Annotated in this window: 24 protein-coding genes; 13 read left to right on the top strand and 11 right to left on the bottom strand. The window is 51.0% G+C overall.

Going from position 1 to position 26,330, the window contains the following annotated elements; genetic code table 11:
* Positions 1–94 precede the first annotated feature (94 nt).
* Positions 95–1,198, bottom strand: a complete 1,104-nt coding sequence (locus tag ACYVJM_RS25905; RefSeq protein ID WP_461151125.1) for a chorismate mutase — start codon at positions 1,196–1,198, stop codon at positions 95–97.
* 272 nt (positions 1,199–1,470) lie between these two features.
* Here ACYVJM_RS25905 and ACYVJM_RS25910 point away from each other — a divergent pair, with 272 nt between their 5' ends.
* Together ACYVJM_RS25910 and ACYVJM_RS25915 are read left to right on the top strand one after the other, a co-directional pair.
* Positions 1,471–2,709 carry a proline dehydrogenase family protein gene (locus ACYVJM_RS25910; RefSeq protein ID WP_461151149.1) on the top strand — a complete coding sequence of 413 codons (1,239 nt, stop codon included), beginning with the start codon at positions 1,471–1,473 and terminating at the stop codon, positions 2,707–2,709.
* A 64-nt stretch (positions 2,710–2,773) separates the two neighbouring features.
* Complete coding sequence (locus ACYVJM_RS25915; protein WP_461151126.1) at positions 2,774–3,574, top strand: lipoprotein signal peptidase; 801 nt, start codon at positions 2,774–2,776, stop codon at positions 3,572–3,574.
* A 394-nt stretch (positions 3,575–3,968) separates the two neighbouring features.
* On the opposite strand, the gene ACYVJM_RS25920 is transcribed toward ACYVJM_RS25915, so the two are convergent.
* Positions 3,969–4,853: an OmpA/MotB family protein gene (locus tag ACYVJM_RS25920; RefSeq protein ID WP_461151127.1), complete on the bottom strand. Its 885-nt coding sequence runs from the start codon at positions 4,851–4,853 to the stop codon at positions 3,969–3,971.
* A gap of 260 nt (positions 4,854–5,113) precedes the next feature.
* Between ACYVJM_RS25920 and ACYVJM_RS25925 the strand changes: the two genes are divergently transcribed.
* The 7 genes from ACYVJM_RS25925 (at position 5,114) to ACYVJM_RS25955 (ending at position 12,275) form a co-directional block, all read left to right on the top strand.
* Positions 5,114–6,235 carry a lactonase family protein gene (locus tag ACYVJM_RS25925; RefSeq protein ID WP_461151128.1) on the top strand — a complete coding sequence of 374 codons (1,122 nt, stop codon included), beginning with the start codon at positions 5,114–5,116 and terminating at the stop codon, positions 6,233–6,235.
* A gap of 21 nt (positions 6,236–6,256) precedes the next feature.
* Positions 6,257–8,227, top strand: coding sequence for a glycoside hydrolase family 97 protein (locus ACYVJM_RS25930; RefSeq protein WP_461151129.1), 1,971 nt, complete (start codon positions 6,257–6,259; stop codon positions 8,225–8,227).
* Positions 8,228–8,301: 74 nt separating this feature from the next.
* Entirely contained in the window at positions 8,302–8,898 is a 597-nt protein-coding gene (locus ACYVJM_RS25935; protein WP_461151130.1) for a 3-keto-disaccharide hydrolase, read from the top strand.
* A 306-nt stretch (positions 8,899–9,204) separates the two neighbouring features.
* On the top strand, positions 9,205–10,176 hold the full coding sequence (locus tag ACYVJM_RS25940) for a hypothetical protein (RefSeq protein ID WP_461151131.1): 972 nt from the start codon (positions 9,205–9,207) through the stop codon (positions 10,174–10,176).
* Between the two features lie 395 nt (positions 10,177–10,571).
* Entirely contained in the window at positions 10,572–11,105 is a 534-nt protein-coding gene (locus ACYVJM_RS25945) for a TetR/AcrR family transcriptional regulator (protein WP_461151132.1), read from the top strand.
* Between the two features lie 397 nt (positions 11,106–11,502).
* Entirely contained in the window at positions 11,503–11,937 is a 435-nt protein-coding gene (locus ACYVJM_RS25950; protein WP_461151133.1) for a hypothetical protein, read from the top strand.
* A complete protein-coding gene (locus tag ACYVJM_RS25955; protein ID WP_461151134.1) occupies positions 11,934–12,275 on the top strand; it encodes a hypothetical protein in 342 nt (113 codons plus the stop codon). Before ACYVJM_RS25950 ends, ACYVJM_RS25955 begins: the two co-directional genes overlap by 4 nt.
* A gap of 98 nt (positions 12,276–12,373) precedes the next feature.
* Here ACYVJM_RS25955 and ACYVJM_RS25960 read toward each other — a convergent pair whose 3' ends face one another.
* Positions 12,374–13,480: an SMP-30/gluconolactonase/LRE family protein gene (locus ACYVJM_RS25960; protein ID WP_461151135.1), complete on the bottom strand. Its 1,107-nt coding sequence runs from the start codon at positions 13,478–13,480 to the stop codon at positions 12,374–12,376.
* Between the two features lie 353 nt (positions 13,481–13,833).
* Between ACYVJM_RS25960 and ACYVJM_RS25965 the strand changes: the two genes are divergently transcribed.
* Positions 13,834–14,670 carry a 3-keto-disaccharide hydrolase gene (locus tag ACYVJM_RS25965; protein ID WP_461151136.1) on the top strand — a complete coding sequence of 279 codons (837 nt, stop codon included), beginning with the start codon at positions 13,834–13,836 and terminating at the stop codon, positions 14,668–14,670.
* Between the two features lie 34 nt (positions 14,671–14,704).
* Here ACYVJM_RS25965 and ACYVJM_RS25970 read toward each other — a convergent pair whose 3' ends face one another.
* From ACYVJM_RS25970 to ACYVJM_RS25990, 5 genes are all read right to left on the bottom strand, one after another.
* Positions 14,705–15,190 (bottom strand): VOC family protein, encoded by a 486-nt coding sequence (locus tag ACYVJM_RS25970; protein WP_461151137.1) that lies wholly within the window; start codon positions 15,188–15,190, stop codon positions 14,705–14,707.
* An 82-nt stretch (positions 15,191–15,272) separates the two neighbouring features.
* Positions 15,273–16,187, bottom strand: a complete 915-nt coding sequence (locus ACYVJM_RS25975; protein ID WP_461151138.1) for an NAD-dependent epimerase/dehydratase family protein — start codon at positions 16,185–16,187, stop codon at positions 15,273–15,275.
* Positions 16,188–16,207: 20 nt separating this feature from the next.
* Positions 16,208–16,960, bottom strand: coding sequence for a DUF4386 domain-containing protein (locus tag ACYVJM_RS25980; protein ID WP_461151139.1), 753 nt, complete (start codon positions 16,958–16,960; stop codon positions 16,208–16,210).
* A 19-nt stretch (positions 16,961–16,979) separates the two neighbouring features.
* Positions 16,980–17,606, bottom strand: a complete 627-nt coding sequence (locus ACYVJM_RS25985) for a hypothetical protein (RefSeq protein WP_461151140.1) — start codon at positions 17,604–17,606, stop codon at positions 16,980–16,982.
* A gap of 87 nt (positions 17,607–17,693) precedes the next feature.
* Positions 17,694–18,272, bottom strand: coding sequence for a Crp/Fnr family transcriptional regulator (locus ACYVJM_RS25990; protein ID WP_461151141.1), 579 nt, complete (start codon positions 18,270–18,272; stop codon positions 17,694–17,696).
* A gap of 410 nt (positions 18,273–18,682) precedes the next feature.
* Between ACYVJM_RS25990 and ACYVJM_RS25995 the strand changes: the two genes are divergently transcribed.
* Positions 18,683–21,976, top strand: coding sequence for a S41 family peptidase (locus ACYVJM_RS25995; RefSeq protein WP_461151142.1), 3,294 nt, complete (start codon positions 18,683–18,685; stop codon positions 21,974–21,976).
* A gap of 77 nt (positions 21,977–22,053) precedes the next feature.
* On the opposite strand, the gene ACYVJM_RS26000 is transcribed toward ACYVJM_RS25995, so the two are convergent.
* Entirely contained in the window at positions 22,054–22,545 is a 492-nt protein-coding gene (locus ACYVJM_RS26000) for a DUF6265 family protein (protein WP_461151143.1), read from the bottom strand.
* 239 nt (positions 22,546–22,784) lie between these two features.
* Between ACYVJM_RS26000 and ACYVJM_RS26005 the strand changes: the two genes are divergently transcribed.
* Together ACYVJM_RS26005 and ACYVJM_RS26010 are read left to right on the top strand one after the other, a co-directional pair.
* Positions 22,785–23,690 (top strand): DnaJ C-terminal domain-containing protein, encoded by a 906-nt coding sequence (locus tag ACYVJM_RS26005; RefSeq protein ID WP_461151144.1) that lies wholly within the window; start codon positions 22,785–22,787, stop codon positions 23,688–23,690.
* Between the two features lies 1 nt (position 23,691).
* Complete coding sequence (locus ACYVJM_RS26010; protein ID WP_461151145.1) at positions 23,692–23,994, top strand: chaperone modulator CbpM; 303 nt, start codon at positions 23,692–23,694, stop codon at positions 23,992–23,994.
* Between the two features lie 137 nt (positions 23,995–24,131).
* On the opposite strand, the gene ACYVJM_RS26015 is transcribed toward ACYVJM_RS26010, so the two are convergent.
* Positions 24,132–25,055, bottom strand: a complete 924-nt coding sequence (locus ACYVJM_RS26015; protein WP_461151146.1) for a helix-turn-helix domain-containing protein — start codon at positions 25,053–25,055, stop codon at positions 24,132–24,134.
* A gap of 88 nt (positions 25,056–25,143) precedes the next feature.
* A complete protein-coding gene (locus ACYVJM_RS26020; RefSeq protein ID WP_461151147.1) occupies positions 25,144–26,010 on the bottom strand; it encodes an SDR family NAD(P)-dependent oxidoreductase in 867 nt (288 codons plus the stop codon).
* Between the last annotated feature and the right edge of the window lie 320 nt (positions 26,011–26,330).

A 26,330-nucleotide genomic window follows, 5' to 3' on the forward strand; every position in this document is an offset into this window, starting at 1 on the left:
CATTTTACCCACCGCACTCACTTCCCTAAACACAAAAAATGGAGTAAGGATTGCTCCCTACTCCACCCAATTCACTAATTGCACCAAAACCCAACTAGGCGTTTTGTTCGGCACTGTGTATGATTTCGGTCTGCTTCCGAATCGACTCCATGTGGATGATCTTGTAGATCTCTTCCACCAGTTCGGGGTACAGATTCAGTTTTTTACCGAGTTCGGTACGTGTTTTCAGAATTTCTTTCCAACGCTCGGGCTGGAACAGCGTTACGTTATTGTCGCGCTTGTACTCGGCCAGCCGCTCAACCAGCGCCATCCGGGCACCCAGCATTTCAACAATCTGCCGGTCTACGTTATCGATATTCCGACGCGACTGCTCCACAAAGCTCTGGAATTCCAGATTCTGCGACTCAACCTGACGAATTTGCAGGTGGTCCAGCATTTCGCCGAAAGCCGCCGGGGTTAACTGCTGCGCTGCATCACTCCACGCTTTATCGGGATCGATGTGCGATTCAACGATCAAACCATCGTAGTTCAGATCCATGGCCATCTGAGCGAGTTCGTTCAGGTAGGCACGCTTACCCGCCATATGGCTGGGGTCGCCGATGATGGGCAACTGAGGGAAGATCGACTTCAGCTCAATGGCCATTTGCCACATCGGAATGTTACGGTACTTACTGGCTTCTCCCGTAGCAAAGCCACGGTGAATAGCACCCAGTTTCTTGATACCTGCTCCGGCCAGCCGCTCAAAAGCACCTACCCAAAGAGCCAGATCAGGGTTTACCGGGTTTTTCACCAGTACAGGCACATCAACGCCACGCAGGGCATCGGCAATCTCCTGTACGTTGAATGGGTTAACGGTCGTACGGGCACCTACCCACAAGATGTCAACACCATATTTAAGAGCCAGTTCGATGTGCTCGGGGGTAGCCACTTCCACCGCAAACGGGAGGCCCGTTTCAGCTTTGGCGCGTTGAATCCAGGGTAGAGCAGCTTCGCCCATCCCTTCAAAACTACCCGGCCGGGTGCGGGGCTTCCACACGCCCGCACGGATAACGTGAACCGCGTTCAGCGCCTTCAACTGGCGCGCGGTTTCCACTAACTGATCTTCGGTCTCAGCACTGCACGGACCGGCAATGATCAGAGGTTTGCCGTTGGTATCAATCCACGATCCAAGCGGCTCTACGGCTAATTCTACTTTCATACTAACGCTTAATCTAAGAGTAACACCTACTACTCTATGGGGAACTTTAAATTTAATTTTGTGGTATATTTGCAGAGGAATTGGCTGTTTTTCAAGCCGGTTCCTTCATTTGTCTAAAAGCTTTTTAGTTTGTCAAACCAAGCCGTGTTGGCGCATTAACTGTTTGACCGAAATTTCGTTATATATTTCGGTCGTGTTAGCTAACACGCACTTAAGCTATGCTAGTAGCACCGCCCAAACGGAGCACTGATATGTCGAACCGAAGTAATCTAATGCCGGAGACTGTCCAGGGCCTTAAAGACATTAAGCCGAACTCGGCCTCAACGTCGGACCTCCGCCCACTTTCATTTGAGGACACTTCGATTGCTTTTTCGTCCCAGTCGGATTTCAAACTCCGAAAGACCTACTGGTTATTTGCGTTGATGAATAAGGGATGGCTGGTAAATTTAGGGACTTTTTTTATAAAGATTGCCCTGCGCCTGCGTCTCCCGATCAAATTCCTCATTAAAAATACGATTTTCGAACAATTTTGTGGTGGTGAGAGTATCCAGGACTCGGAGAGAACCATCCGCAATCTGCACGATGTTCACGTAGGTACCATCCTCGACTATTCTATTGAAGGTGAGGAGACTGAAAAAAGTTTCGACGAAACAACGCTTGAAATTCTACGCACCATCGAACGCGCCAGTGAATCAAGCGACATTCCATTTTCTGTTTTCAAGGTAACCGGCGTTGCCTCCACCGAGCTTCTCGAAGCGATCCAGATCGGCGACTCTCTCAACAAGGAGCAAAAAGCCGAATTTGATCGTGTTATGAAGCGGGTTGATACCCTTTGCCGGCGAGCCCACGAGCGGAATGTGCGCATCTTTATCGATGCTGAAGAAAGCTGGATTCAGGATACGATCGACACGCTGGCCTACGAGATGATGGATCGCTACAATCACGAGCGGCCTATTGTCTACAATACATACCAGATGTACCGTTGGGAAAGCCTGACTCACCTCCGGCGCGACACCGCCGAAGCACGTGCCAAAGGCTATTATCTTGGCGTGAAGCTGGTTCGGGGAGCTTACCTTGAGAAAGAGCGGCTCCGGGCGCACGAAGAGGAATACCAGGACCCGATTCAGGCCACAAAGGAAGATACCGACATTGCGTTCAACGAAGCTATTGAGTTTTGCCTGCAAAATCGCGACACGATCTCGATCTGTCTGGGAACGCACAATGAGGAGAGCTGCCTGTACTGTGTTGAGTTAATGAAGCAATTGGGCATTGAGCCCGGCGACCCGCATATTTATTTTGCACAGTTGCTGGGTATGAGCGACAACATTTCGTACAACCTCGCCAATGCGGGTTATAACGTGGCAAAATACGTACCTTACGGGCCTGTAGAAGCCGTTATGCCTTACCTGTTCCGGCGAGCAGACGAAAATAAGTCGATTGCGGGCCAGAGCAGCCGGGAGTTCACGCTGGTCAGCAATGAGTTAAAACGCCGTAAAGGCTGTCGTCAATAATAGCGTACTTTCAGTCACAGCAAGGCTCCGGCCGATTGGTCGGACTCTTGCTGTCTTTTTTAATATGATCCAGAAAAGCCCCTATAAGTTTTTTCTGCTGACGCTGATACTGATTTTACTGGATCAGGGCGTGAAGCTGGCCGTACATTTTTATATGGCCCCCGGCTTTGCGGGTCAGATTAAACTCGCTGGCGATTGGCTCAAGCTCCATTATGTGCTAAACCCCGGCATGGCATTTGGTATGCAACTGGGCCATGAATACGGGAAGCTTCTGCTTAGTATTTTCCGGTTGTTTGCCATGGTGGGCATTGGCTATTATTTAGTCAATCTGGCGCATCGGGGGGCACCCAATGGCTTGCTCTGGGCGATGTCGATGATCCTGGCCGGCGCTGTTGGCAATGTGATCGACAGCACCTTTTACGGTGTATTTTTGAATAATTTCCCTTACGGCTCCCCTACCCCCTGGTTTCACGGGCAGGTGATCGACATGATTTTCATTGATGTTTGGGAAGGATTTATCCCTGAATGGGTGCCGGTATGGGGTGGTCAGTATTACTCGACGCCCATCTTTAACATCGCCGATTCCTGCATTTTTGTAGGCGTCTGCATCATTCTGTTTTTCCAGCGTCGTTTCTTTGGCGAGCCACCCATTGAAGATGGTCTGTTGCCTGTTACCGGCCCCGATGCTACCAATGCAGCCGTGTTGCCAGCTTCGGAGTTGCTTGATGAGGAACACCAGCAGTCCGAACAACAAGTGACCGAAGAGCCGACGGACCAGATAACGGAAACACCGGATGAGAAGATAGAGGATTTATCAACTCCGGCGTCTGTACTGCCCGAAGAAGCAGAAAAGCGCGCGGAGTAGCGAAAAAGAATTTAATTTTTAGAACCGGGCTGCCCTACATACTAGTGAGGCAGCCCGGTTCATTTATAAGGATATTGCTGCTTTTCTTCAATTTGTTGAGTAAGAAGCAAGAGCCGTTGGAGCCGGGTCTGTATTCTTCATGTACTGTCAATTTCTATCTGTGGTATCAGTTTATCAAAACTGACACGGTAGGTTGCTTAAAACTTACTGCACAAGCGATCACTAGAACGAGGTTTGTGGAACCTCATTGGTCCGTTTTAAGATACTGACCACATAGTATACCAGTCGGGTGGTTAGGCGGAATATCCTTACGGGTTACGTAAAAAAGCCCGCTCAGGAATTCCTGAGCGGGCTTTTTTAAACTCTTCGCATTTGTGCGAAAAGCCTTTATACCTTACTTGCTGCCACCAGCCTGACCGCTCGACAACAGATTGAAGAACTGATCAAGTTTTGGGGTGATAATGATTTCCGTACGACGGTTCTGCTGACGGCCAACCGCCGTTGTGTTGTCATCTTTCGGTGCAAACTCCGACCGGCCACCGGCTGTCAGACGCTCCGGAGCAACACTGAATTTAGACTGCAACGTACGAACAACCGAAGTTGCCCGCAGGGCACTCAAGTCCCAGTTGTCTTTGATAGCTGGCGTAGAAATGGGGACAGCATCCGTATGACCTTCTACCAGGATGTCCAGGTCTTTATGGTCGTTTACAACTTTGGCTACTTTACCCAGTACGACTTCTGCTCTTGGTGTGATGTCATAGCTACCCGACTTAAACAGCAGTTTGTCCGAGATCGATACATACACAACCCCTTTCTTCACCTCTACCTGTACGTCTTGGTCGTTGATATCGTCCAGCGAACGCTTCAGGCTCATCACCAGGGCCAGATTCAATGAATCTTTCCGCTGAATGGTCGAGTTGAGGTTATTCGTGTACTTCGTTTGCTCGTTCAGTGTTTCGAGCGATTTCCGAATGCTTTCAGCACCCGACTTACTCACGATCGACAAATCAGACATCCGGTCCAGGAGGTTGATGTTTGTCTTTTTGAGGTAGTCGATTTGCGCCTGTAGATCACCTACCTGCTTGTCTTTTCCCTGCAGGTCGGTATCCTTAGACGACAGTTGTGAACGCAAAGTCGCTGTACGCTGGTCGCAGTCATTCAATGACGCAATAGCCTTATCGCGGGCATCCTGTAGCGCTTTGATCTCAGCCAGACGCTTCTTACTGTTACAGGAAGCAAGCATAGCTACGGCCGCAAAAATTATCAATACTCGTTTCATAGTACTGGAGGTGTTAACGAAAAGTTAGGTTTAAACGATAAATGCGTGAAATGGATGGCTTTAATCGTTGTTGCAAAAGTAATGCATTACAGCCAATCGTTTTTAATACAATCTTTATCTAAAACACTTCTATCAATATTATTTCCTTATCTGACGCTTAAAATTTAAAAAAAATAGGAAATCCACTAATAACGTAGCTCAATTGGCATCGGTAGTTTACATTCTGTCGCTGCTTATTAAAAAGACTCATCCCTGATTTTATGAACAAATTACTCGCAGGTATCCTGGTTAGTGCGGGCCTTGCAGCACAGGCTCAATCGACAAAAGAGATTATGTATGTAGGAACCTACTCCGTTCGGGGGAGCGAGGGCATCTATGTGTTCGAGTTCGACCGAAAGGCCGGTACCATGCAGCCGATCCAATCGATCTCGAACGGAAAAAGCCCCTCCTTCCTGGCCATTCACCCATCCGGAAAGTACCTGTATTCGGTAAACGAAGGGGCCGATAAACTAGGGGGCGTCAGTGCGTATTCCATCGATAAGTCAACGGGTAAACTGACGTACATGAACGGGCAATCGACGCTCGGTGCCGGTCCCTGCCACGTCAGCGTCGACCAGACGGGTAAAACAGCCTTTGTCTCCAACTACGGTGGCGGCAGTCTGGCCGTACTCCCGATCAACGCCGACGGGTCGCTGGCAGCCCCCTCCGACAGCGTTCAGGATGCAGGCACCGGCCCCAACAAGGCACGGCAGGAAAAGGCGCATGTCCACTCGGCCACGCTGGCCCCCGACAACCGCTTTGTATATGTCGCTGACCTGACCACCGACAAAGTCAACATATTCGATGTCGATACGAAGTCGAGTACGGTTAAACCGGCCGCTACACCCTACGCCAGTGTGAAACCGGGCTCAGGACCGCGCCATTTTACGTTTCATCCCAACGGTAAATACGCTTACCTGGTCGAAGAGCTGACATCTACAGTGGCCGTTTTCTCCCGAAATCCTAAAACCGGGGCGTTGACTCTGCTCGACGACAACATCAAAACCTTACCTGATGACTTCTCGGGGCAGAATACCAGTGCCGATATTCACATCGATCCGTCGGGCAAGTTTCTGTACTTTTCCAACCGGGGAGCAAATACGCTGGCCATTTTCGCAATTGGCAATGACGGACGGCTTACCAAAGTGGGCGACCAGCCTACCGAAGGCAAAACACCCCGCAACTTCCTGATCGATCCCAAAGGCGATTTTGTCTTTGTCGGCCATCAGGACACGGATAACATCACCATCTTTAAGCGGGACAAAAAGACGGGGCTGCTGACCTTTACGGGACAATCAGTAAAAGTACCGGCCGCCGTGTGCATTCTGATGGCTACCCGATAATTTCAACACCACTCGTTCGCTATGCGACCTCTGCTGTTCATTCTGCTCGTGACCTACAGCCTGTCGGTACTGGCCGCACTAAGACCATTCCAACGCGCCATAGCATCGCCCAACGGCCGATTGACGCTGACGGTCACAGCCTCAGACAGTGTTCGCTTTGCGGTCAGTTTGGCGGGGCAGCCGCTGCTAAATCCCTCGGCTATTGCCCTGACGCTGGCCGATGGCCGGACCGTGGGCAACGGCATTCTCAAACAAAGCCGACTCCATACCGTGCGTGACTCTATTCTGCCACCCGTGGTGACCAAACGGCGGGTCGTTCGGGATTACTACTCCGAGCTGGTGCTGGAGTTTCCGAATAAATCGGCGCTGGAATTCCGGGTGTACGACGATGGCGTGGCCTACCGTTTTCGTACCGCCTTTGCCGATTCCATTACGGTTCGGAGTGAAACAGCCCGCTTTGCCTTTGCCGATAACCCGACCGTGTATTACCCGGCCGTTCAGTCCCGACCCGAAGTCGACCGGTTTCATACGTCTTTTGAAGAGCCGTACCAGATTCGGCCGTTGAACCAGATGCCGGATTCGGCCCTGTGCTTTTCGCCCGTACTGGTGGCTCCCGCCAGCGGCCCGCGCCTGGTGCTGACGGAGTCCGATCTGCTGGATTATCCCGGTATGTTTCTGGCCCGAAAAGGCAACGGCCTTACCGGCGTTTTTGCCCCCTACCCGCTGTCCGAAAAACTGGTAGCGGCTGAATACTCGCAGTTTGTCGTCAGTAAACGAGCCGATTATATTGCCCGTACAAACGGAAAACGCACCTTTCCCTGGCGGGTAATGGTCATTGGCACCGATCGCGATTTACCGGCTTCGGATATTATCTATCGGCTCGCCACGCCCAGTCGCATAGGCGATGCCTCGTGGGTGAAGCCGGGCAAATGCACCGACGAGTGGATCACGAACATCAATCTCTACAATGTACCGTTCCGGGCTGGGGTCAATACGGAGACGTACAAGTACTATGTGGACTTTGCCAAACGGTTCGGCTTCGACCGGATTTTGCTTGATGCGGGCTGGTCGGACAATAACGATCTGCTCAAGATTACGCCCGGCATGAACATCCCCGAGCTGGTCGCCTACGCCCATTCGCAGGGCGTGCGGCTGAGCATGTGGACACTGGCGGCTACACTGGATCGGCAACTGGAACCGGCTCTGAAGCAGTTTCAATCGTGGGGCGTGGATTTCATCATGACCGACTTCATGGACCGCGACGACCAGAAGATGGTCAACTTCTACACCCGCGTGGCCGAAGCCTGTGCCAAAGCGAAGATCATGATCATGTACCACGGAGCCTATAAACCGGCGGGTTTCGAGCGGACCTACCCCAACGCCATCACCCGTGAGAGCGTGCTGGGTTCGGAATACAACATCTGGAGCACCAAAGCCACGCCCGACCATGATGTGCTGCTGCCGTTTATCCGGATGGTTTCCGGCCCGATGGACTACGAGCCGGGTTTGCTGAACAACGCCACCAAAGAGCAGTTCAGGCCCATCAGCGGGCAGGTGATGTCGCAGGGAACGCGCTGCCATCAACTGGCGATGTTCGTGGTGTACGACAGCCCCATTTCCATTTTTTCGGGTAATCCGTCGCAGGCGCTGCTGGAGCCCCGCTTTATGGAGTTTCTGGGGAGCGTGCCGTCGGCTTTCGACGAAACGAAAGTGCTGGACGCCCAACTGGGGCAATACATCGTGACGGCCCGCCAGAAAGGCAACGACTGGTACATTGGCGGTTTGGGCAACTGGGCAGCCCACGATCTTACGCTACCGCTGGATTTTCTGGATGATGGGGCCTTCGAAGCGGTTAGCTGCGTAGACGGGCCCAACGCCGACCGAAATCCGGTCGATTATCAGTTCAGTACCAAAACCGTAACGCGAACGGAATCCCTACCGGTACATCTGGCACCGGGCGGTGGATTTTTGATCCGTTTGCGAAAGAAATAAGGTGACAAGCCGTATTTTAGCCGGAAATCTCAATTCTTTAAAAATTTTATTAACCCTTTAAAACCTGATACTCGATGAAACAATGCCTTGCAATTGGCCTGCTGTTTATGGCAATGGCCTTCACGGCTCCGACGAAAACCGTTAAGCTGTTTAACGGAAAAGACCTGTCGGGCTGGAAAATCTACGGAACCGAAAAATGGTACGTCCAGGACGGTGAACTCATCTGCGAGAGCGGCCCGGACAAACAGTATGGTTACCTGGCTACGGAGAAGCACTACAAAAACTTCGACCTGACGCTGGAATTTAAAGAAGAAGCGAACGGCAACAGCGGTGTGTTTTTCCGCTCGACGGTAGAAGGCACCAAAGTGAACGGCTGGCAGGTAGAGGTAGCGCCCCCCAACCACGATACGGGCGGCATCTATGAATCGTACGGCCGCGGCTGGCTGATCCAGATTCCCGACGAGAAAGAGAACATCTTGAAACCAACCGACTGGAACAAGCTCCGCATCCGGGTAGAGGGCGACCACGTACAAACCTTCCTGAACGGCACCCAGATGGTCGACCTGACCGACGAGAAAATTGGCAAAGGTGAAGGCTCGGTGGCCCTGCAAATCCACGACGGTGGCGGCATCAAAGTCCGCTGGCGGAACATGAAGCTGAAAGAGTTGTAGTCGTGTAGCGCGGTCCTTAAGCCCGCACCGCTAATTTTCCTTTCTTTATACAATCAATCCCCGTAGATCGATACTTACTCGTGAGAGTGGTTTGGTTTATGGGGATTTTCTTCCTATGTCAATTACCAAGCTGTGAATGTGACGAGCTGAAAAAGTCTATTACGTTTACAGAAATTAAAGGCTGTATAATAACACATCTTGCCGTTGATGAAATGAAAATAAATTTTAAATCTGCTATAAAAGTTTCTTACATTTAAGAGTTACAGTTAATAATAAGAAGACCAGATCTCAACAAAAACACAGACGATGACATTAAAAGAAGCCGTTTTAAAAAGTTTAGAAGACATAAATGACATCACAAATTACTTGGTGGTGCTCAATAATATATACGACAAAAACTATTATAACTTTGGTAGTGCTAAAACACCTGGTTCAACTATTTCGGCAATTTTAGGTGACTTTATTCGTAACGGTGACACAAGAGTAAAACGAATTAAACAAGATGGAGGAACATATTCCTATTATTTAACAAAACATGAGCAGAACATTGGAGTTGATATTTTGAGTGGTGACAATGAAGTTCTAATAGCAAAATCATCAAAAGCAAATAGATCAAAAACATATGAGGAAAGAGATTTACATAAACTTTTGAGTAGCTACTTAAAAAACACAGATACATACTCAAAGACAATTTTTCATGAACAATCAAATGGAAAAGACAATAACCAGATCTGGACGCATCCTGATATGATTGGTATTAAATTTCTAAACTTACAAACAAAAGCTAGTCAAAATTTTTTGAAATCTATTAATCGCGTTGACACATTTAAAATTAGTTCTTATGAACTAAAAAGAGAAATTAATAGCGATAGCGAATTGAAAAAAGCATTTTTCCAAGCCGTTTCAAATTCAAGCTGGGCAAATTATGGTTATTTAGTAGCTTTTGAATTTAGTGACAGTTTAAACGAAGAAATGGCAAGGCTTAATCAATCATTTGGGATTGGCATTATAGAGCTCAATGCAAATCCGTATCAAAGCAAAGTACTTTACCCTTCTATTTTCCGAGACTTAGATTTTAAGACAATCGACAAGCTTTGTACTATGAATAAAGAGTTTGAAAAGTTTATCGAACAGATTGAAAAATTAATGACAGCAAGTGAAAAATATATTTCGGGAGCTGAAAAAGAATTAGATGACTTCTGTGATAGGTACTTTGCAAACGATACAGAAGTTGAAAATTATTGTAAAGACAAATACATCCCTTCAAACGAAGTGTAAAACACTAGCTACAACAATATTTTTGTAATAGTGGGACTGAGACTCAAAAACTCAAAATTATAACAAAATATAGCTGAGCATAAAACCAATAACATTATCCCCCGCCCTAGCTGTGTATTAATAAAGGATACAAATTTAATCATCCTCCTAACTAACCCATCCACTTAGCATCTAACCTCCTTTCAACAGTACATAGAAGGCCGAATCTCTATCCGCTTCCCCAGCACCGCCCCTCCGCTACTGATTCACCGAATCAACATACAACATGCTATGCACATCATCGGCTTTGGTACTGACGAGCTTCTTTTTCAGGTTTGGTGTAGTCGGTGATGAAGCGTATATAGCGATAGGGTCGTTTCCCTATTTATCTTTATTTGCATGAGAAAACTCAGCTCATGATCGAAAACAAAGACAGCTGGATTAAGGTGGGGTACGAAATTTTTGCTTTGTCCGGCGAAAGTGGGCTGAAGGTGGAAACCCTCGCCCGAAAAGTAGGCATCAGTAAATCGTCATTCTACCATCACTTCGCCGATCTGGAGGTGTTTATCGAACTCCTCCTGGCCTTTCATTTGATACAGTCGCAGGTTATTGCCGACAAGGAGAAGAAAGCCGCCAACATAGACCCTGAACTCATCCAAATTCTGGTAGCCCATAAAACAGACTTGCTGTTTAACAGGCAGTTGCGCATTAACCAGCAGCACAAAGCGTATAAAGAAACGCTATTCCGGTCTAACCAGATTATCGGTTCCGAATTTGTATCTATTTGGGTGAAAGACCAGCAATTACCGTTGAGTCAGAGCCAGGCGGAGGGGTTGTTCGAATTGGCTCTGGAAAACTTCTTTCTGCAAATCAATGCCGAAACGCTCACGCATGAATGGCTATCCGATTACTTTAAAAATTTAAAACGAATTGCCCAAAACTTCGGGTAGCCCCGGTGCATTGTACGGGAGCGTCTAAAATACAGGCCTTCATGCCGGTAGCTTTGCCAAACGACAAAGAAGATGTTTAAACCTTCTTGAGTAACGTGAATACGGGTTTAAATCTGGCCCTTAGGGCCTTCACAGCGTAGCGTCGGTAGAAAAAACGGGTTCACCTTAAGGCATGTGCCGTTAGGTACATAACAGTTGTGTACCTGACGGCACACATATACTACACATAATGACTTTTTCTACCGACGCTACGCTGTAAAGGCCCTAAGGGCCAGATTTAAACCCGAACTCACGTTAAGTAGTTAGTAATAAGTGTTTTTGTCGTTCCTCGGGATGACAAAACGCCTGATTCACCGTATAAAATCAACGTTTAAATAGGTTTAAAATAAGTACGGCTATGACTCCATCGTTTTATAAATCGTATTTAAAATTTACCGCTTTTGTTGTCGGTTCATTTGGCCCCGTTTTCTTTTTAGGGAGCATGGTCTCCACGTCGGAACCGGCCCGATGGGCACTCGATTTTTTAAGCTTTCCGGTGGATGGCGCCCAGGATTATGCCGCAGCGACTACCCGGTTTCTCTCGGCGCTTACCGGCGGATTTTTGTTTGGCTGGGGCGTTTGCATCTGGTGCTTACAAAAATGGGTGTACGATGCCGCTCCGGAAGGGGTACGGAAATCGGTATTGACAGGCCTTGTAGCCTGGTGTGTGCTGGATAGCGCGGGCTCTCTGGCTTCAGGCAATACATCAAATGTTTTCTTCAACATCTTTTTCCTGTTGTTGGCAGCCGGGCCGCTTTGGAAACCGATCAACGTGAATTCCATCGCCCAATGAACAGACAGCCTCTACTCCGGTTTTTGCTCCTTGTCCAGACCATTGTGCTATTGGTCTATACCTACCTGGCTTTTCAGAACGAAGGCGCAAACCTCTTTCAAGTCTTCATCGCAAACATTACCTCACTAACCTGGAATGGCCAGTTCAATCTGGATTTCAGCTGTTACCTGACACTCTCGGGGTTATGGATTATGTGGCGGAATAAATTTGCTCCGGCGGCCATCGTACTGGGACTAGCGGCCATGATTATAGGCATACTGGCATTTGCACCTTACGCCCTGTATTTGCTGACAAAAGAGAACGGCGACTTAAAAAAGGTGCTGATTGGAGACAGATAATGCCCGGCACAAAAAGGCGTCCGGATAACAGAAGACCAAACTATATGACGGTGCTGGCAAAGCCAATTTCTACCAGCTTTGCCAGCACCGCCACCCGTTTACTGATTCGCCAGATCAACATACGACATCGTATGCACATCGTCAGCTTTGGTGTTGACGAACTTCTTTTCGGGCTTGTCGAAGTCCGTTATGTAAAGCCGGTTGCCTTTTAGCAGCACTTCGGCGGGCTGGTCGATGCGGCCGTCCTTACCGTCGGTGTCGCCGTTCTGCACCAGGGTACTCACTTTGCCATCGGGCGCTACCGTCTGTATCGAGTTCATGCGGGAGTTACAGAGGTAGATTTTGTCCGTTTTGCGATCCACGATCAGGCCGTCTACGCAGGCAATCGGTTCGCTTACTTTTACCACTTCCTTCGAGGCCAGCGAGCCATCGGGCTTGAGAGTCATTTTGTAGAGCGTCCCATCACCGAACGAGCCGGTGTAAAAATTCCCCTTGCTGTCGTAATCCAGCCCGTCGGCGCCGTTGTCTACGCCCGTTTCGTTCACCGTCGTGGTGAAGGTCGCCAGCACGTGCGGGTCCATTGTTTTTGGTTTCAGAGTCACTACGCCCTTGTTCAGTTCATCGAGCGTGAAGTGAAACACCGCACTGCCTTTATCATTGTCGGGCATGTCCCACTGGCTATCGGTCACGTAAATGGTGTTGCCCTTCCAGACCACCGCATTCGACAGCCCGAAACCCGTCACGACCGGCTCCACGCTTACCGCCTTGCCGCCACTCATCTTAACGCGCATGAGCCGCGATTTGTAGTTTTTATCGTTCTCGTACTGGTTGTCGGCATAGTACAGATTACCATCGGGGCCAAACGCCAGATCCATCGGGCAGGCGTGTTTGGTATCGGGGTGGACGGGCAGGCTGGTAAAGAACTTCACCGAGTCGGCGGCAAACGTGACCAGTACACCGGGGGAACTGTTGTCGGCCAGGTTGGGGACGGACAGATAGACGGTACCGTCGGGTGCCAGTGCCATGCCATCGGGCGTGTTGTATTTGGCGGGGAGCGTGTAGAGCAACTTGGGGTCGCCAATGGTCGAGACAGTCTCTTTGGCACTATCCAGATCGCCGGTATCGACGCCCTTCGCATTTTCTTTCTTCTGGCAGCCAGCGGCCAGGCCGAGTCCGAGTAGAACCGGAATGATAAACTGTTTCATGGTTTTATGTTGAGTACGTAAACACATCCCGACATAAACCGAGTGTTCTCTTAAAAGTTGTATTCCTTTAGTGAAAGAGCGAAGGAGTGAGTACCGGGATGACTTTGCGCCCTTTAAACGACATCGAACGATTGATTACTTTTATTTAAGTAGTTGAGCTGTTTAGAGTATCAACTTTACATAAGATGAAGCGTAAAAACCATGCATGTTTTTGTCATCCCGACGCAGGAGGGATCTTCGGTCGAGACTGAGTCTTCCAGCATACCAAAGATCCCTCCTGCGTCGGGATGACAAAAACACGCATGGAAATACTCTTATATAAATTAGCCTTACTGCTTATTACCCCTTCTGTTATGAAATTACGCTTACTAGCAGCCGGTATCGGCCTGCTCATCGCTTCGTCGGTCACGGCTCAATCATCGGCAAAGTGGCAGTCGCTCTTCAACGGCAAAAACCTGACTGGCTGGGAAACCTATCTGGATAAGCCTTATGCCAAAGATGGCGAGAACGACAAAACACCGCCCATTGGTCTGAACAACGACCCAAACCATGTGTTCTCGGTCGTGATGGTCGATGGAAAACCGGCGTTGCGCGTATCGGGCGAGACCTTCGGCGGCATCAACACCCTGGCCGACTACGGCAACTACCATCTTCGCATGGAATTCAAATGGGGTACGCAAAAGTGGCCACCCAAACTCGACCGCCCCCGCGACAGTGGCCTGTTGTACCATAGCGTCGGCCCGCACGGCACACCGATGTTATGGATGGAGTCCTTTGAGCTGCAAGTGCAGGAAGGCGATTGTGGCGATTACTGGGGCGTCATGAACGTGCTGGCCGACATTACCGCCCGGAAAAATGAAAAGGGCGCTTATGTCTACGAGCCAGGGGCTCCGCTGGTCACGTTTCAGGATAAAACGCCGGTCGGACGGTCGTGCCTCAAGAACCCCGATGCCGAAAAACCCTCCGGCCAGTGGAATGTGCTGGAATTGTATTGTTTTGGCGATACCAGCGTACACGTCATGAATGGCAAAGTCAATTTAGTCCTCACCAAAACCCGCCACCTCGTGAACGGGCAGGCCGAGCCGCTGACAAAGGGTAAAATTCAGATTCAATCGGAAGGCGCCGAGGTGTTCTACCGAAATATTCAGATTCAGCGTATTGGTCAGTTGCCAGCGGGGTTGGTGAAGTAGGAAGGGGGTAGATAACTTAAGAACTCACAAAAACTCAAATCTCCCCGAGCAGCCCTTCCAGATCCAGCGGGTGGGTGAACATCTCGATGGAGCCGTCCGGTTTGAGTGGCCACTCCTCGCGCGGGCGATCCCAGTAAAGTTCAACACCGTTGTGGTCGGGGTCGTTGAGGTAGATAGCTTCCGACACCCCATGATCCGATGCGCCCGTTATGGGGTATTTCGCATCAATGAGCCGCTTTAAGGCCACGGCCAGATCACGGCGCGTGGGGTACAGAATAGCCGTATGAAACAGCCCGGCCGCTCGGGTTGGTGCGGGGGGCGCATCTTTACTGTACCAGGTATTCAGGCCAATATGATGATGGTAGCCTCCCGCCGAAATAAACGCAGCCTCCTTACCGTACATGGTGACGAGTGAGAAACCCAGCAGGTCGCGGTAAAACGCCAGTGCCCGGTCGAGGTCGGCAACTTTCAAATGGATGTGCCCAATGCGCGTCTGGGCGGGAATGGTGTAATCAGCCATAGCGAATAACCCGGATTGTCAATTTAATGTATCAACATGAAATTTTGAATTTTCGTTTATCTGGCTACTCGTCTTACCCCCATTAAACAGCCGACTGGCGAATTCCGTCGCGGTAGGGTGTGGCCGGGAAGAACTGTTTCTCGAATTTGGTGCTGTCGAACAAGTAGTCCGAGTCGCTCTGGTAGAGCATTTCGCGCGTTTCGCCGACAACCGGGTTAACCAATCCGGCCAGCCAGACCATCCAGTTTGACAAGACCGAGTAGTTCGGTTTGACCCCATACGCAGCCGCTGCCTGCTCAATAAATTCATGGCCCGTTAGCGCCTGTCGGTCGGTGGGGAGGTGCCAGGTTTGTCCGTAAGCATTGGGTGTGTTACCGAGCACGGCGGTTCCTTTAGCCGCGTCATCAACCAGCGTCATGGAGTGCTTCACCTGCGCGTTGACCAGCCAATTCGCCGTTTTACCCGCTTTCAGCTTGCTAAATACCAGGGCTTCGGTAACGGAGTTTGGCACAGCAGGTCCGTAAAAGTCGGCCGAACGGGCGATGAGTGCCGTTACCCGACCGGCTTGCATGGCGTCGAGCAGCATCCGGGCAATCCGGGCACGAACCTCCCCTTTTTTGCTGACGGGGTTGAACGGCGTTTCTTCCGTCATCCAGCCATTTACGCGCCCATACATGTACACATTGTCGAAAAAGACCAGCTTAGCGCCGTGCCGCTCACAGGCATCGATGGTATTCTGCATGACCTTGGGCCATTTTTCCTGCCAGATGGACGTTTTGTAGGGTAGTCCGGCCACCAGGTAAACGATGTCGGAACCGGCTACGGCGGTATCGGTTTGCCGGGCGTCGGTCAGGTCAGCCTGTACCCGTTCATCGGTGGCATTGACCGCCTTTGGGTTACGACTGACCAGCCGAATGGTACTGGTATAAGCAGGAAGCTGGCGGGCCAGGCCATTGGCGATCACCCCGCCAGCGCCCAGAATGGTTTGTCTGTTCATAGTACTGAAATATAGTATATTTATTGAGAAACAGGACGTTTGACTAACGCATTAGCGGCTTGATTAACAGAGCGATGAAGCAGAAACCATACGCCCAGGAACAGTATCCAGAGCGACCAGCCGGTGTTGGCAGCAAAGTTAATGGCAGCGTATACATCGGCCGACGGCCCGCCCGCATGTTCAAGTACGCTGACCAGCAAACCAACGCCAATGGGTATACCTGATCCGGCAATCCAGCGATTCAGAAACCTAGCCCGCAGCAGTAACACGGCCAGAACAATCGTCCAGCTACCCATTGCCAGAAAGCCCAGATGCTCACCGATGGTCATCCCCGCATATCGGTTGAGCGTTTCGTAGAGCAGCGCAATCGTGGCTCGCCGGGCTGGCTGCTGTGCGTACTGTTCGGCCAGAAACGGAATCACAAACACCCATCGGCTGAAACCAATAGCCTGAAAAATAGCGGTAGCCAACCCTGTACCAATCAGCGCTTGCCGCCATACCGACGATGTCGTGGTTTTAAGAACCGCACTGAACGCGTACGACAAGGGAACAAACAACAAGCCCGACAGCATAAACACATAATAAGCCGGAACAATCTGCGCCTGATTTTGCCGAAAAAGTGTCAGTTCATAAGCTGCGGGCTGCCGAAGAACATCGGGAAAATCAAAATATTTACCCAGCACGATCACCGGAAGTAGCACCGCTCCTACTTCGGCCAGGGCGAGGAAACCCATCAGACGAGCGGTCATTTTTTGAGAGACTGTCGTTTCCATACACAACATTGGTGGTGGGTTAATACGACAGAATGAGGTTCACGCCAAGTTGTCCCGAGCGGAACCGAACATCGCCCACGCCATTGACCGTACCGTTACGACTGGCCGATTCCCACTCGCCTTCGAGGCTCAGAGCCGTACGTCGGAAAGGTACGGTATAGCCTGCTCCGAGCATGACGGAGGTGCCAATGGCGTATTGATGCGCAAAAGTGTTGCTGCTCTCGATGAGCCGCTTGGTCGTAAACTGCCCGAAACCGAAACTACCCCGCCCATAGAACCCCCGGTTGAACTGCCCCGATACATAATACTTGGCCGATAAAGCGAGGTTGTAATAATTGAAGATGTACTGATCGCCCGCATCGCCCCTAACCGATGCTCCGAACGTACCCCGGATACGCGAGCCGATACCCAGCCCGTGCCAGTTTTCGGGGGCTACATAAAAGCCCATCATTACATTGTTTCCGGTACCGGGGTCGAATCCATTGCCGCCCAGAGCCCTTTGTAAACCGGCCTTTGTTCCGCTCCCGAAAAGTGTCTGACCAAACCCTAAACCAACCTCCCCGTAAACGGGTACTTTCTGCGTTTGTGCGGCCATCGGGCGGCTAACGGTTAAGGTTAGCGCCAGCCCAATCAGATAATTTTTCATTGTCAACGTGTTTTATCGTCCGTCGTTGGACAGGACAAAGGTGGCGGGCGGCCCACGCCAAAAACGTTGACTTCGGTTAAGAAAACCTCACTCGTGCATGATCCGCTTGCGAATACGACTCAGCGATTCAGGTTTGATGCCGAGGTAGGATGCAATGTAATGCTGCGAAATCTGCGCCATCACCTTGGGCCGTTCGGCGAATAGTTTCAGGTACCGCTCGGTGGGCGTATCGTAAATAAACGAGAGCTGGCGTTTATGATTGAACGCGTACAGTCGCTCGAAAAAGACCATGAACAGCCGGTAAATAATGGGGTACTGTTCCGACAGCTCATCGATCTGCGACAGCCGGGCTTGCCATAACGTACACTCGTCAATCAGTTGAATATTGAGCCGGGTAGGCGTTTTCTCCCGAAGGGCCACCACATCGCCCGTGAGCGTAGGGCCGAAGTAGAAATTGGATGTGATCTCTTCTCCTTCTTTAAGATAATAGCCCCGCAAAACACCGGATTGCACAAAATAAACCCGCTCTACCCGGTCGCCTTCCTGCTGAAGGTGGTGCTTGCGAGCCACCGTCAACGGCTCGAACAAAGCAAACAGCGCATCCGCTTCGGCTTCGCTGAACGGGCAGAACCGTTGTAAAAACTGGTGGAAGATGATATTGGTCATGGAGAGGGGGCGATTTTGTATTGAATAGCGATCCTGTTTTAACCTCTTATTTTAATGGCGGTTTTGTCATTCCGACAAAGGAGGAATCTTCGGGTGAAACTAAAAACCTCCGGCGACCGAAGATTCCTCCTTTGTCGGAATGACAAAAAGGCACCTGTCTTGGGTCAATTTGTAACGTTTTAACAGCTTCAACATCACCAAATATCTAAAACGCCATCAATCCCATATTTAATTTGCCAACCCCAGCCAGCAGCCGTATTTTTAGGTGGCTATAAAGGATTGCACCTGTTTAAACTTTTATAGTCTAAGGCGAATTGAGCGTTTTTTGGCATCCCGGGGCACGACCGGGCCGCCGGGATGCCAAAAAACGCTCAATTTCCTGATTCATCAGCAACCTGCTACAGTTCCCGATGTACATCTCTACAAAAACCCTTCTTCGATTTGCCCTGCTGTTTGGCCTTGCCTCTCCGGCCATGGCCCAGTCGCAACCCGCCACACCAACGCCCAAATTCGCCTATGCCGAACCGAGTATCTCGCCCGATGGGGCTGAGATGGCGTTCGTCTCCGGGGGCGATATCTGGACGGTGCCCGTTGCGGGTGGTGAAGCCCGGCTACTGGTCTCGCACCCCGACAATGAATCCCGCCCGCTCTATTCGCCCGATGGCAAGTACATGGCGTTTGTTTCGTCCCGCACTGGCAACGGCGATGTGTATCTGTTGACGCTGGAAACGGGCGCGACCAAACGCCTGACCTACGACGATGGGGCCGAAGTGCTCAACGCCTGGTCGCGGGATGGCAAGATGATCTATTTCCAATCGACCAGCAAGGACATTGCCGGTATGAACGACATCTACCGGGTGTCGGTCAATGGGGGTACGCCCATGGCGATCACTGCCGACCGATACGCCAATGAATTTTATGGCGTTCCCTCACCCGATGGCAAAACGCTGGCCTTCTCGGCGCGGGGCATTGCCTCGAACCAGTGGTGGCGCAAAGGCCACAGCCACCTCGACGAATCCGAACTGTGGCTGTACCATACAGACGCCAAAAAGGCAGCCACGGCCTACGAACGCCTGACCGAAGGTGGAGCCAAAGAACTCTGGCCCATGTGGAGCGCCGACGGCAAAGCCCTCTTTTACGTATCGGACCGCACACAAGCGCAAAACCTGTGGACATTACCGCTCGGCGGCAAACCAACTATGCTGACCTCGTTCAGCAGCGGGCGGGTATTGTGGCCGTCCATTAGCTACGATGGCAAAAGCATTGTCTTCGAGCGGGATTTTCAGCTCTGGAAATACGACATCGCCAGCAAGCAGGCCGCTCCCCTATCCATCAAGTTACGGGGCGTAGCCGCCAGCCCGGCCGTTGACCGGCTGAAGCTGACGAACCAGTTCCGCGAACTGGCCCTATCGCCGGATGGCAAAAAAGTGGCGTTTGTAGCCCACGGCGAAGTATTTGCGGCATCAACTAAAGACGGGGGCGACGCTACCCGGATTAGCCACAGCGCGGCCAATGAGTCGCAGCCGGTATGGACGCCCAACAGCCGCAGTCTGGTTTATGTGTCCCAGCGCGATGGTGTATCGCATCTTTACCGTTACGACTTTGCTACCCGCGACGAAACCCGCCTGACGGATGGTTCGCTGGACGATAGCTCGCCCGTATTTTCGCCCGATGGTAAATCGCTGGCGTATGTTCGTAACGGGCAGGAACTACGGGTTTTGGACTTAGCCACCAAAAAAGATCGGCTGCTGAAGAAAGCCTATTTGGGTCGTCCGCCCTTTGGGTCGAACGGGGCCGTTGTGTGGTCGCCGGATGGGAAATGGATTGCGTTTGCGTCGTACGGAGCGAAGACGTTCCGCAATATCTCCGTCATTCCGGCGGCCGGGGGCGAAAGCAAGCCCGTTAGTTTTCTGGCCAATACGTTTGGCGGTAACGTAACCTGGAGCCCCGACGGAAAATACATTCTGTTCAGCACCACCCAGCGTACCGAAACGGCGCAGATTGCCCGTATTGATCTGGTACCCCGTTCGCCCAAGTTTCGGGAAGACCAATTCCGGGATCTGTTCAACGAAGAGGTACCTAAAACCCTGAAACCAGCGCCAACATCGCCCGCCGTTGCCAAAACTACCCCGCGCGACACCACCGCTCTGGCGCTGGGCGACACGGCGAAACTGGGCAAAAGTGGCTCGGCAACGAAGATCGTTTTTGACGACATTCGCCAGCGGCTGAGCCTGTTGCCCGTGGGTGTCGATGTGGATGCCCATTCGATCAGTAAGGACGGCAAAACGCTGCTGCTGATCGCTACCGTGGCGGGTCAGCAAAACTTGTACACCTATTCGCTCGATGAATTGGGCCGAGACCAGAGCGTAGCCCGGCAACTCACCTCGACCGCAGGCAACAAGAACGGGGCACAGTTCTCGCCCGATGGCAAAGAGATTTACTACCTCGAACAGGGCCGCATCCAGTCCATCTCACTCGACAAGCGCGAACCCAAACCGCTCGCGGTAACAGCCGAAATGGATGTTGACTTCGGCGAGGAAAAAGTGCAGGTTTTCCGGCAGGCGTGGGACATTCAGAACAAAGGGTTTTACGATTCAACCTTCCACGGTGTGGACTGGAAAGCCGTTAAAGCCGAATACGAACCACTGGCGGCCGGTGCCCGCACCCCCGACGAACTCCGCCGACTGATCAGCCTGATGCTGGGCGAACTGAATGCCTCGCACTCGGGCATTTCCGGTCCGGCGGGTTCCGTACAAACCACAACGGGTCGCCTGGGCCTGCGTTTCGACCGGACCGAGTATGAAACCAATGGCCGCTTAAAAATCACCGAGATTATTCCGCTGAGCCCGGCCGCGTTGTCGGGCACCATAAAAGTTGGAGATTATCTCTTGGGTGTGGACGATACCAAAATCAGCGCCACAACGAACCTCGACCAATTGCTGGAGAATCAGATCAACCGTCGGCTTTCGCTGATGGTCGCGTCTTCGCCCACGGCTAGCCCGCAGGAGGTTACCGTTCGTCCGGTCAGCCTGTCAACGGAGAAAGGACTGCTTTATAAGCAATGGGTGCAGCAGCAACGACAGTATGTCGACAAGGTAAGTGGTGGACGGCTGGGCTACGTACACATGTACGATATGTCGGCCGAATCGCTTGCGCAACTGAGCCTCGACCTCGATGCCGATAACCACGCTAAAGAGGGCGTTGTGGTTGACGTCCGGAACAACAATGGGGGCTTTGTCAATGCCTATGCACTGGATGTGTTTACCCGCAAAGGCTATTTAACAATGACATCGCGTGGCCTGCCAGCGGCTCCGGCCCGTACGCAGTTGGGTCAGCGGGCGCTGGAAACGCCCACGATTCTGGTCACGAACCAGCACTCGCTGTCCGATGCCGAAGATTTCACGGAAGGCTACCGCACGCTGAAGCTGGGTAAGGTCGTTGGCGAGCCGACGGCGGGCTGGATTATCTTCACTTCAGCCGCCCAACTCATCGACGGGTCGAACTTACGCCTGCCGTTCTCTAAAATAACCGACAACACCGGTAAGAACATGGAACTGGCCCCCCGCCCGGTCGACATCGCCGTGTCGCGGCCCATCGGCGAGAGCTATTCGGACAAAAACGTGCAGCTGGACACGGCGGTAGCTGAGCTGCTTAAAGAGTTGAACGAAGCCAAATCTTCGAAAGTGAGCAGCGGGAAGGAATAGGGTTGCTTGCGTTTTACAATAGAAAGGGGTGCCACGGTTTAGAACCTGGCACCCCTTTCTATTGTAAAGTCAGGCTCTTACTTCACCCGGTTAAACACAAACAGATCGGCGAACGCCCATTTCCCATCTTTCTGCTGGCCGCGCTGGATGGCAAGCTGGTCTTTGCCGCGCTTTTCATAGATGATGCGGATGGAGCCATCTTCTTTCTCGAACAGCGCCTTCTCTTTTCCCGCTTCGATAAACTTGTAGCGATCCGATTTATCTTTTTCTTCCTGACCGATCAAACCGGGTTTGAAGTGCTTGACCAGCACGATAGGACCCTGTTCGGTTTGTTCGAAGATCAGCATTTCGTACATCGACACCTTGTTGTCCTTCATCATCCGCATAAAGCCGGTGAGGTTATCGCCAACGGGTGCAATCCAGGCCGCTTCAATAGGGCCGCCGTTGAAAGTTCCTTTCCAGCGGCCTTCCATAAAGGCAACGTCGGAAAGGGAGCCGGTTTGGGCCTGTGTCAGGAGGGATGTCAGGAGGGAAAGGATAAAGATGAGCGACAGAAACGTTTTTTTCATCTGATTTAGGAATTTGGAAACGAATTGAAAAAATGATGACAACGATACCTGGATAGACAATAGCTTTTAGGTCTGATCCTGTACCGTTACTCCTACCAGAAAACAAAAGAGAAGCGTAATCTACCTACCGTTTCCCTGATCCATTTTCCTGCTGAAAAAACAACCTTCCCGCCCGAAAATGTGTTTATAGAGGTGATTAGTAGCTATCATTCACCTCTATATACCCGCCACTTATAAAAATGGAATTTATCGATTATTATAGCGTCCTGGGCGTTCCGAAAACGGCTTCGGACGAAGACATCAAGAAAGCGTATCGCAAACTGGCCCGGAAACACCATCCCGATTTAAACCCGAATGATGCGGAGGCCAGCAAGAAATTTCAGCAGATCAACGAAGCCAACGAGGTTCTGAGCGACCCCGACAAACGCAAGAAATACGACCAGTACGGCAAAGACTGGCAACATGCCGACCAGTTCGAAGAAGCCAAACGCCAGCAACAGTCCCGGCGTCAGTATGCCAGCAGCGATACCGGCGATTATGACTTCTCGGGCGGCTTTGGCGGGTCCGATTTCTCGGACTTCTTCTCGTCGATGTTCGGGCAGGACGCGGGGCCGCGCGGAGGTCGGCAGCGGGCGCAGTTCCGGGGGCAGGACTACCAGGCCGAGTTGAACCTGAACCTGCGCGAGGCTTATACGACCCACAAACAAACGCTGACCGTCGACGGCAAGAATATCCGCATTACGGTACCCGCTGGTATTGAGAACGGTCAGAAGATAAAGTTGGCTGGTTATGGCGCTCCCGGCGTCAACGGCGGCCCCAACGGCGATCTGTACATTACCTTCGTTATTGCCGACGACAGCCGTTACAAACGCAAAGGCAACGACTTGTACGTCGATGAAGAAATTGACCTGTACACCGCGTTGCTCGGTGGCGAAAAGATCATTGAAACGCTGGACGGCAAAGTGAAGCTCACGGTACCGCCCGAAACTCAGAACGGGGCGAAAGTTCGGCTGAAAGGCAAAGGTTTTCCGATTTATAAACAGGACGGCTCCTTTGGCGACCTGTACGTTCAATGGCAGATCAAACTTCCCACGAAGCTGACCGACGAGCAAAAAGACCTATTCCGACAATTAGCCGCTATGTAATATGCATCCTAACCACCTTATCCCCATCAGCGAATTCTGTATCCATCACCAGGTCGAAATCGCCTTTGTCAGCTTACTGGAACAACAGGGCCTTGTCGAAACGATCTGTGTGGAGCAGTCGGTTTATGTGCAGCCCGAACAACTGCCCCGGCTGGAAAAGCTCGTCCGCCTTCACCAGGACCTGGCTATTCATCCTGATGACCTCGATGTCGTGAGCGACTTGCTGGAGCGACTGGAAGGCTTGCAGGGAGAGATAAGCCAGCTACAAAACCAGTTGACGTTCTACCAACGTCGGGCTGGCTGATTAGCAACCTACATGGATAATGGGCAGTTTACCGATAAAACGAAGCGTAATCTTGACGCCCATTTATATTGATTATCAATAGTTTACATAAACGAGCATTTGAGGAGACTGCGTAACTAGTGGTGGCAACTACTCGGTTAATTAAACGACCGTCTAAAAGCTAGAGGGGATAACTGCGTTTTCGTTTTAAAGAGTTTACTAAACGATTGAGAATGCTCGAAACCCAGCTTATACGCCACTTCGCCCACCGATAAGCTGGTGGTTGATAAAATCTCTTTCGCTTTTTCCATCAGCTTACTATGAATGTATTGCTGGGCATTTTGACCGATTAATGACCGCAACATATCACTTAAATAACTGGGGGAAAGATTTACCTGCTCGGCCAGGTAATGAACCGTTGGTAAGCCTTGGGTCACCGATCGGCCATTGGCAAAGTAAGCCTCAACTACCTCGTCGAGCTTTTGTAATAGATCATTGTTGACGGCTGTGCGAGTAATAAACTGACGTTTATAATATCGATTCGCGTAGTTCAACAGCAACTCTATTTGGGCGATCAGCACAGCCTGGCTCGAGTCATCGATTCGGCTGGACAGTTCCTGGTCGATCATGGTAAAGATCGCCAGGATGGTCCCCTTTTCCTCTTCGGAAAGATGTAACGTTTCGTGGGTTGAATAGGAGAAGAAGCCATACTGCTTGACGGTTCTGGCCAGGGAATAGCCTAAAAAGAAATCGGGATGAATCAGCAAGGTATAAGCCGAACATACGCTGGCATCATTGTCACGATTGCCAATCAGTTGACCCGGCGAAGCGAATAACAAGCCCCCTTCGTCAAAGTCATAATAGTACTGGCCGTATTTTACTTTCCCGCTCAGTTTCGGTTTGTAGGATATCTTATAAAAGCCCAGCACATGGTTAGGAGGAAACCTGAGGCCGTCAACCTGAGCGTGAGGTCCATTGATCAGACTAATCAAGGGATGCCGAGGTGCCGGTAAACCAAAAACTCGATGCGCGTCGCTGAGCGATTCAATTTTATAGGGGCTGTTTTCTTCTTTTTTCATCATACAGTAGAAAACATGATAACCGATCGAAAATCGGTTATCATGGCTGCCTGGTTAGGCTATTGTCAAAGTTGATGGTTGCTTCGCTGGATTACCCTTGGGCCGAATTGGAAACCTCTTCCCAAGCCTCCCAGGTTGCCAGACGCTCCGCATAGGCCGAGCGTACCGAAGGCAAATTATGACTACCCAGAAAAAACCGTAACGGCGGATTTTCGGCATCAACCACTTGAAAAAGAGCAGCTGGGGTTGCGGCAGGGTTACCTCGTTCCAAGGCTCTTAAATTAGTGAAAAAATGGGTCTTAAACTCAGCGTAGACATCGAGACCTTGTGCAAACTTCAAGGATTCGGGACTGCCGAATTCGGTGGCATAGGCACCGGGTTCAATGATCGTTACGTGGATACCGAAGGGTTTAATCTCAGCAGCCAGACTTTCGTGAATCGCTTCGAATGCCCATTTGGTCGAACAGTAATAGCCGATTACCGGAAGCGTCACCTGGCCCAGGTTGCTCGAAGTCCCCAGGATATGACCGCTACCCTGCTTTCGGAGCAAGGGTAAGGCGGCCTGAATCACGGAAACGGGGCCGAAGACATTCGTTTCGTAGAGGGCACGCAGCTCCTCGGCGCTGGCTTCCTCAATGGTGCCAACCAGTGAATAACCGGCATTATTGAGCACGATATCGAGCCTGCCGAAATGAGCATGCGCCTGTTGGACGACCTTGCTGACCTGGTTTGGATTGGTTACATCCAGTTCCAGAGTTAGTACGTTTTCACCGAATTGATCATTCAGGTCCCTGATGCTCGTTAATGTGCGGGCTGTAGCCACCACTTTGTCGCCCCGTTCCAGAGCGGCCTGGGCCCAAACTCGCCCAAACCCCCGGGAAGCACCCGTAATAAACCAGACTTTAGCACCCGTTGTCGGAGCTGAGCCGACAGCTGAGGTTTCATTATGTTGTATCATGATGCATTGATTATTGATACAGCAAAGGTCATGAGGTACCCGCCGTTGTTTGTAGGCAAATTGAGGACTTTTGTAGTCGAAATGAGGGACTGTTCATTGTCTCTAAAAAAGCCCCATTTTAGACGCAGATCATGATACCTCGTCGTCTCTGATGAATGCTTATTCAAGAACGATTACTGGCCTTAAAGAGGAGCGTGGCTGTTGCACAACTCTGCCAGTGCCTAAAACTGCATGATAGATGGAGTTTTTGTACCTTCAGCTATCTATGCAAGGCAGAAAACACGACCGCGAAAAACTCATCACCTCTTTCCACCTTTCCA

The organism is Spirosoma pulveris (assembly GCF_054781875.1).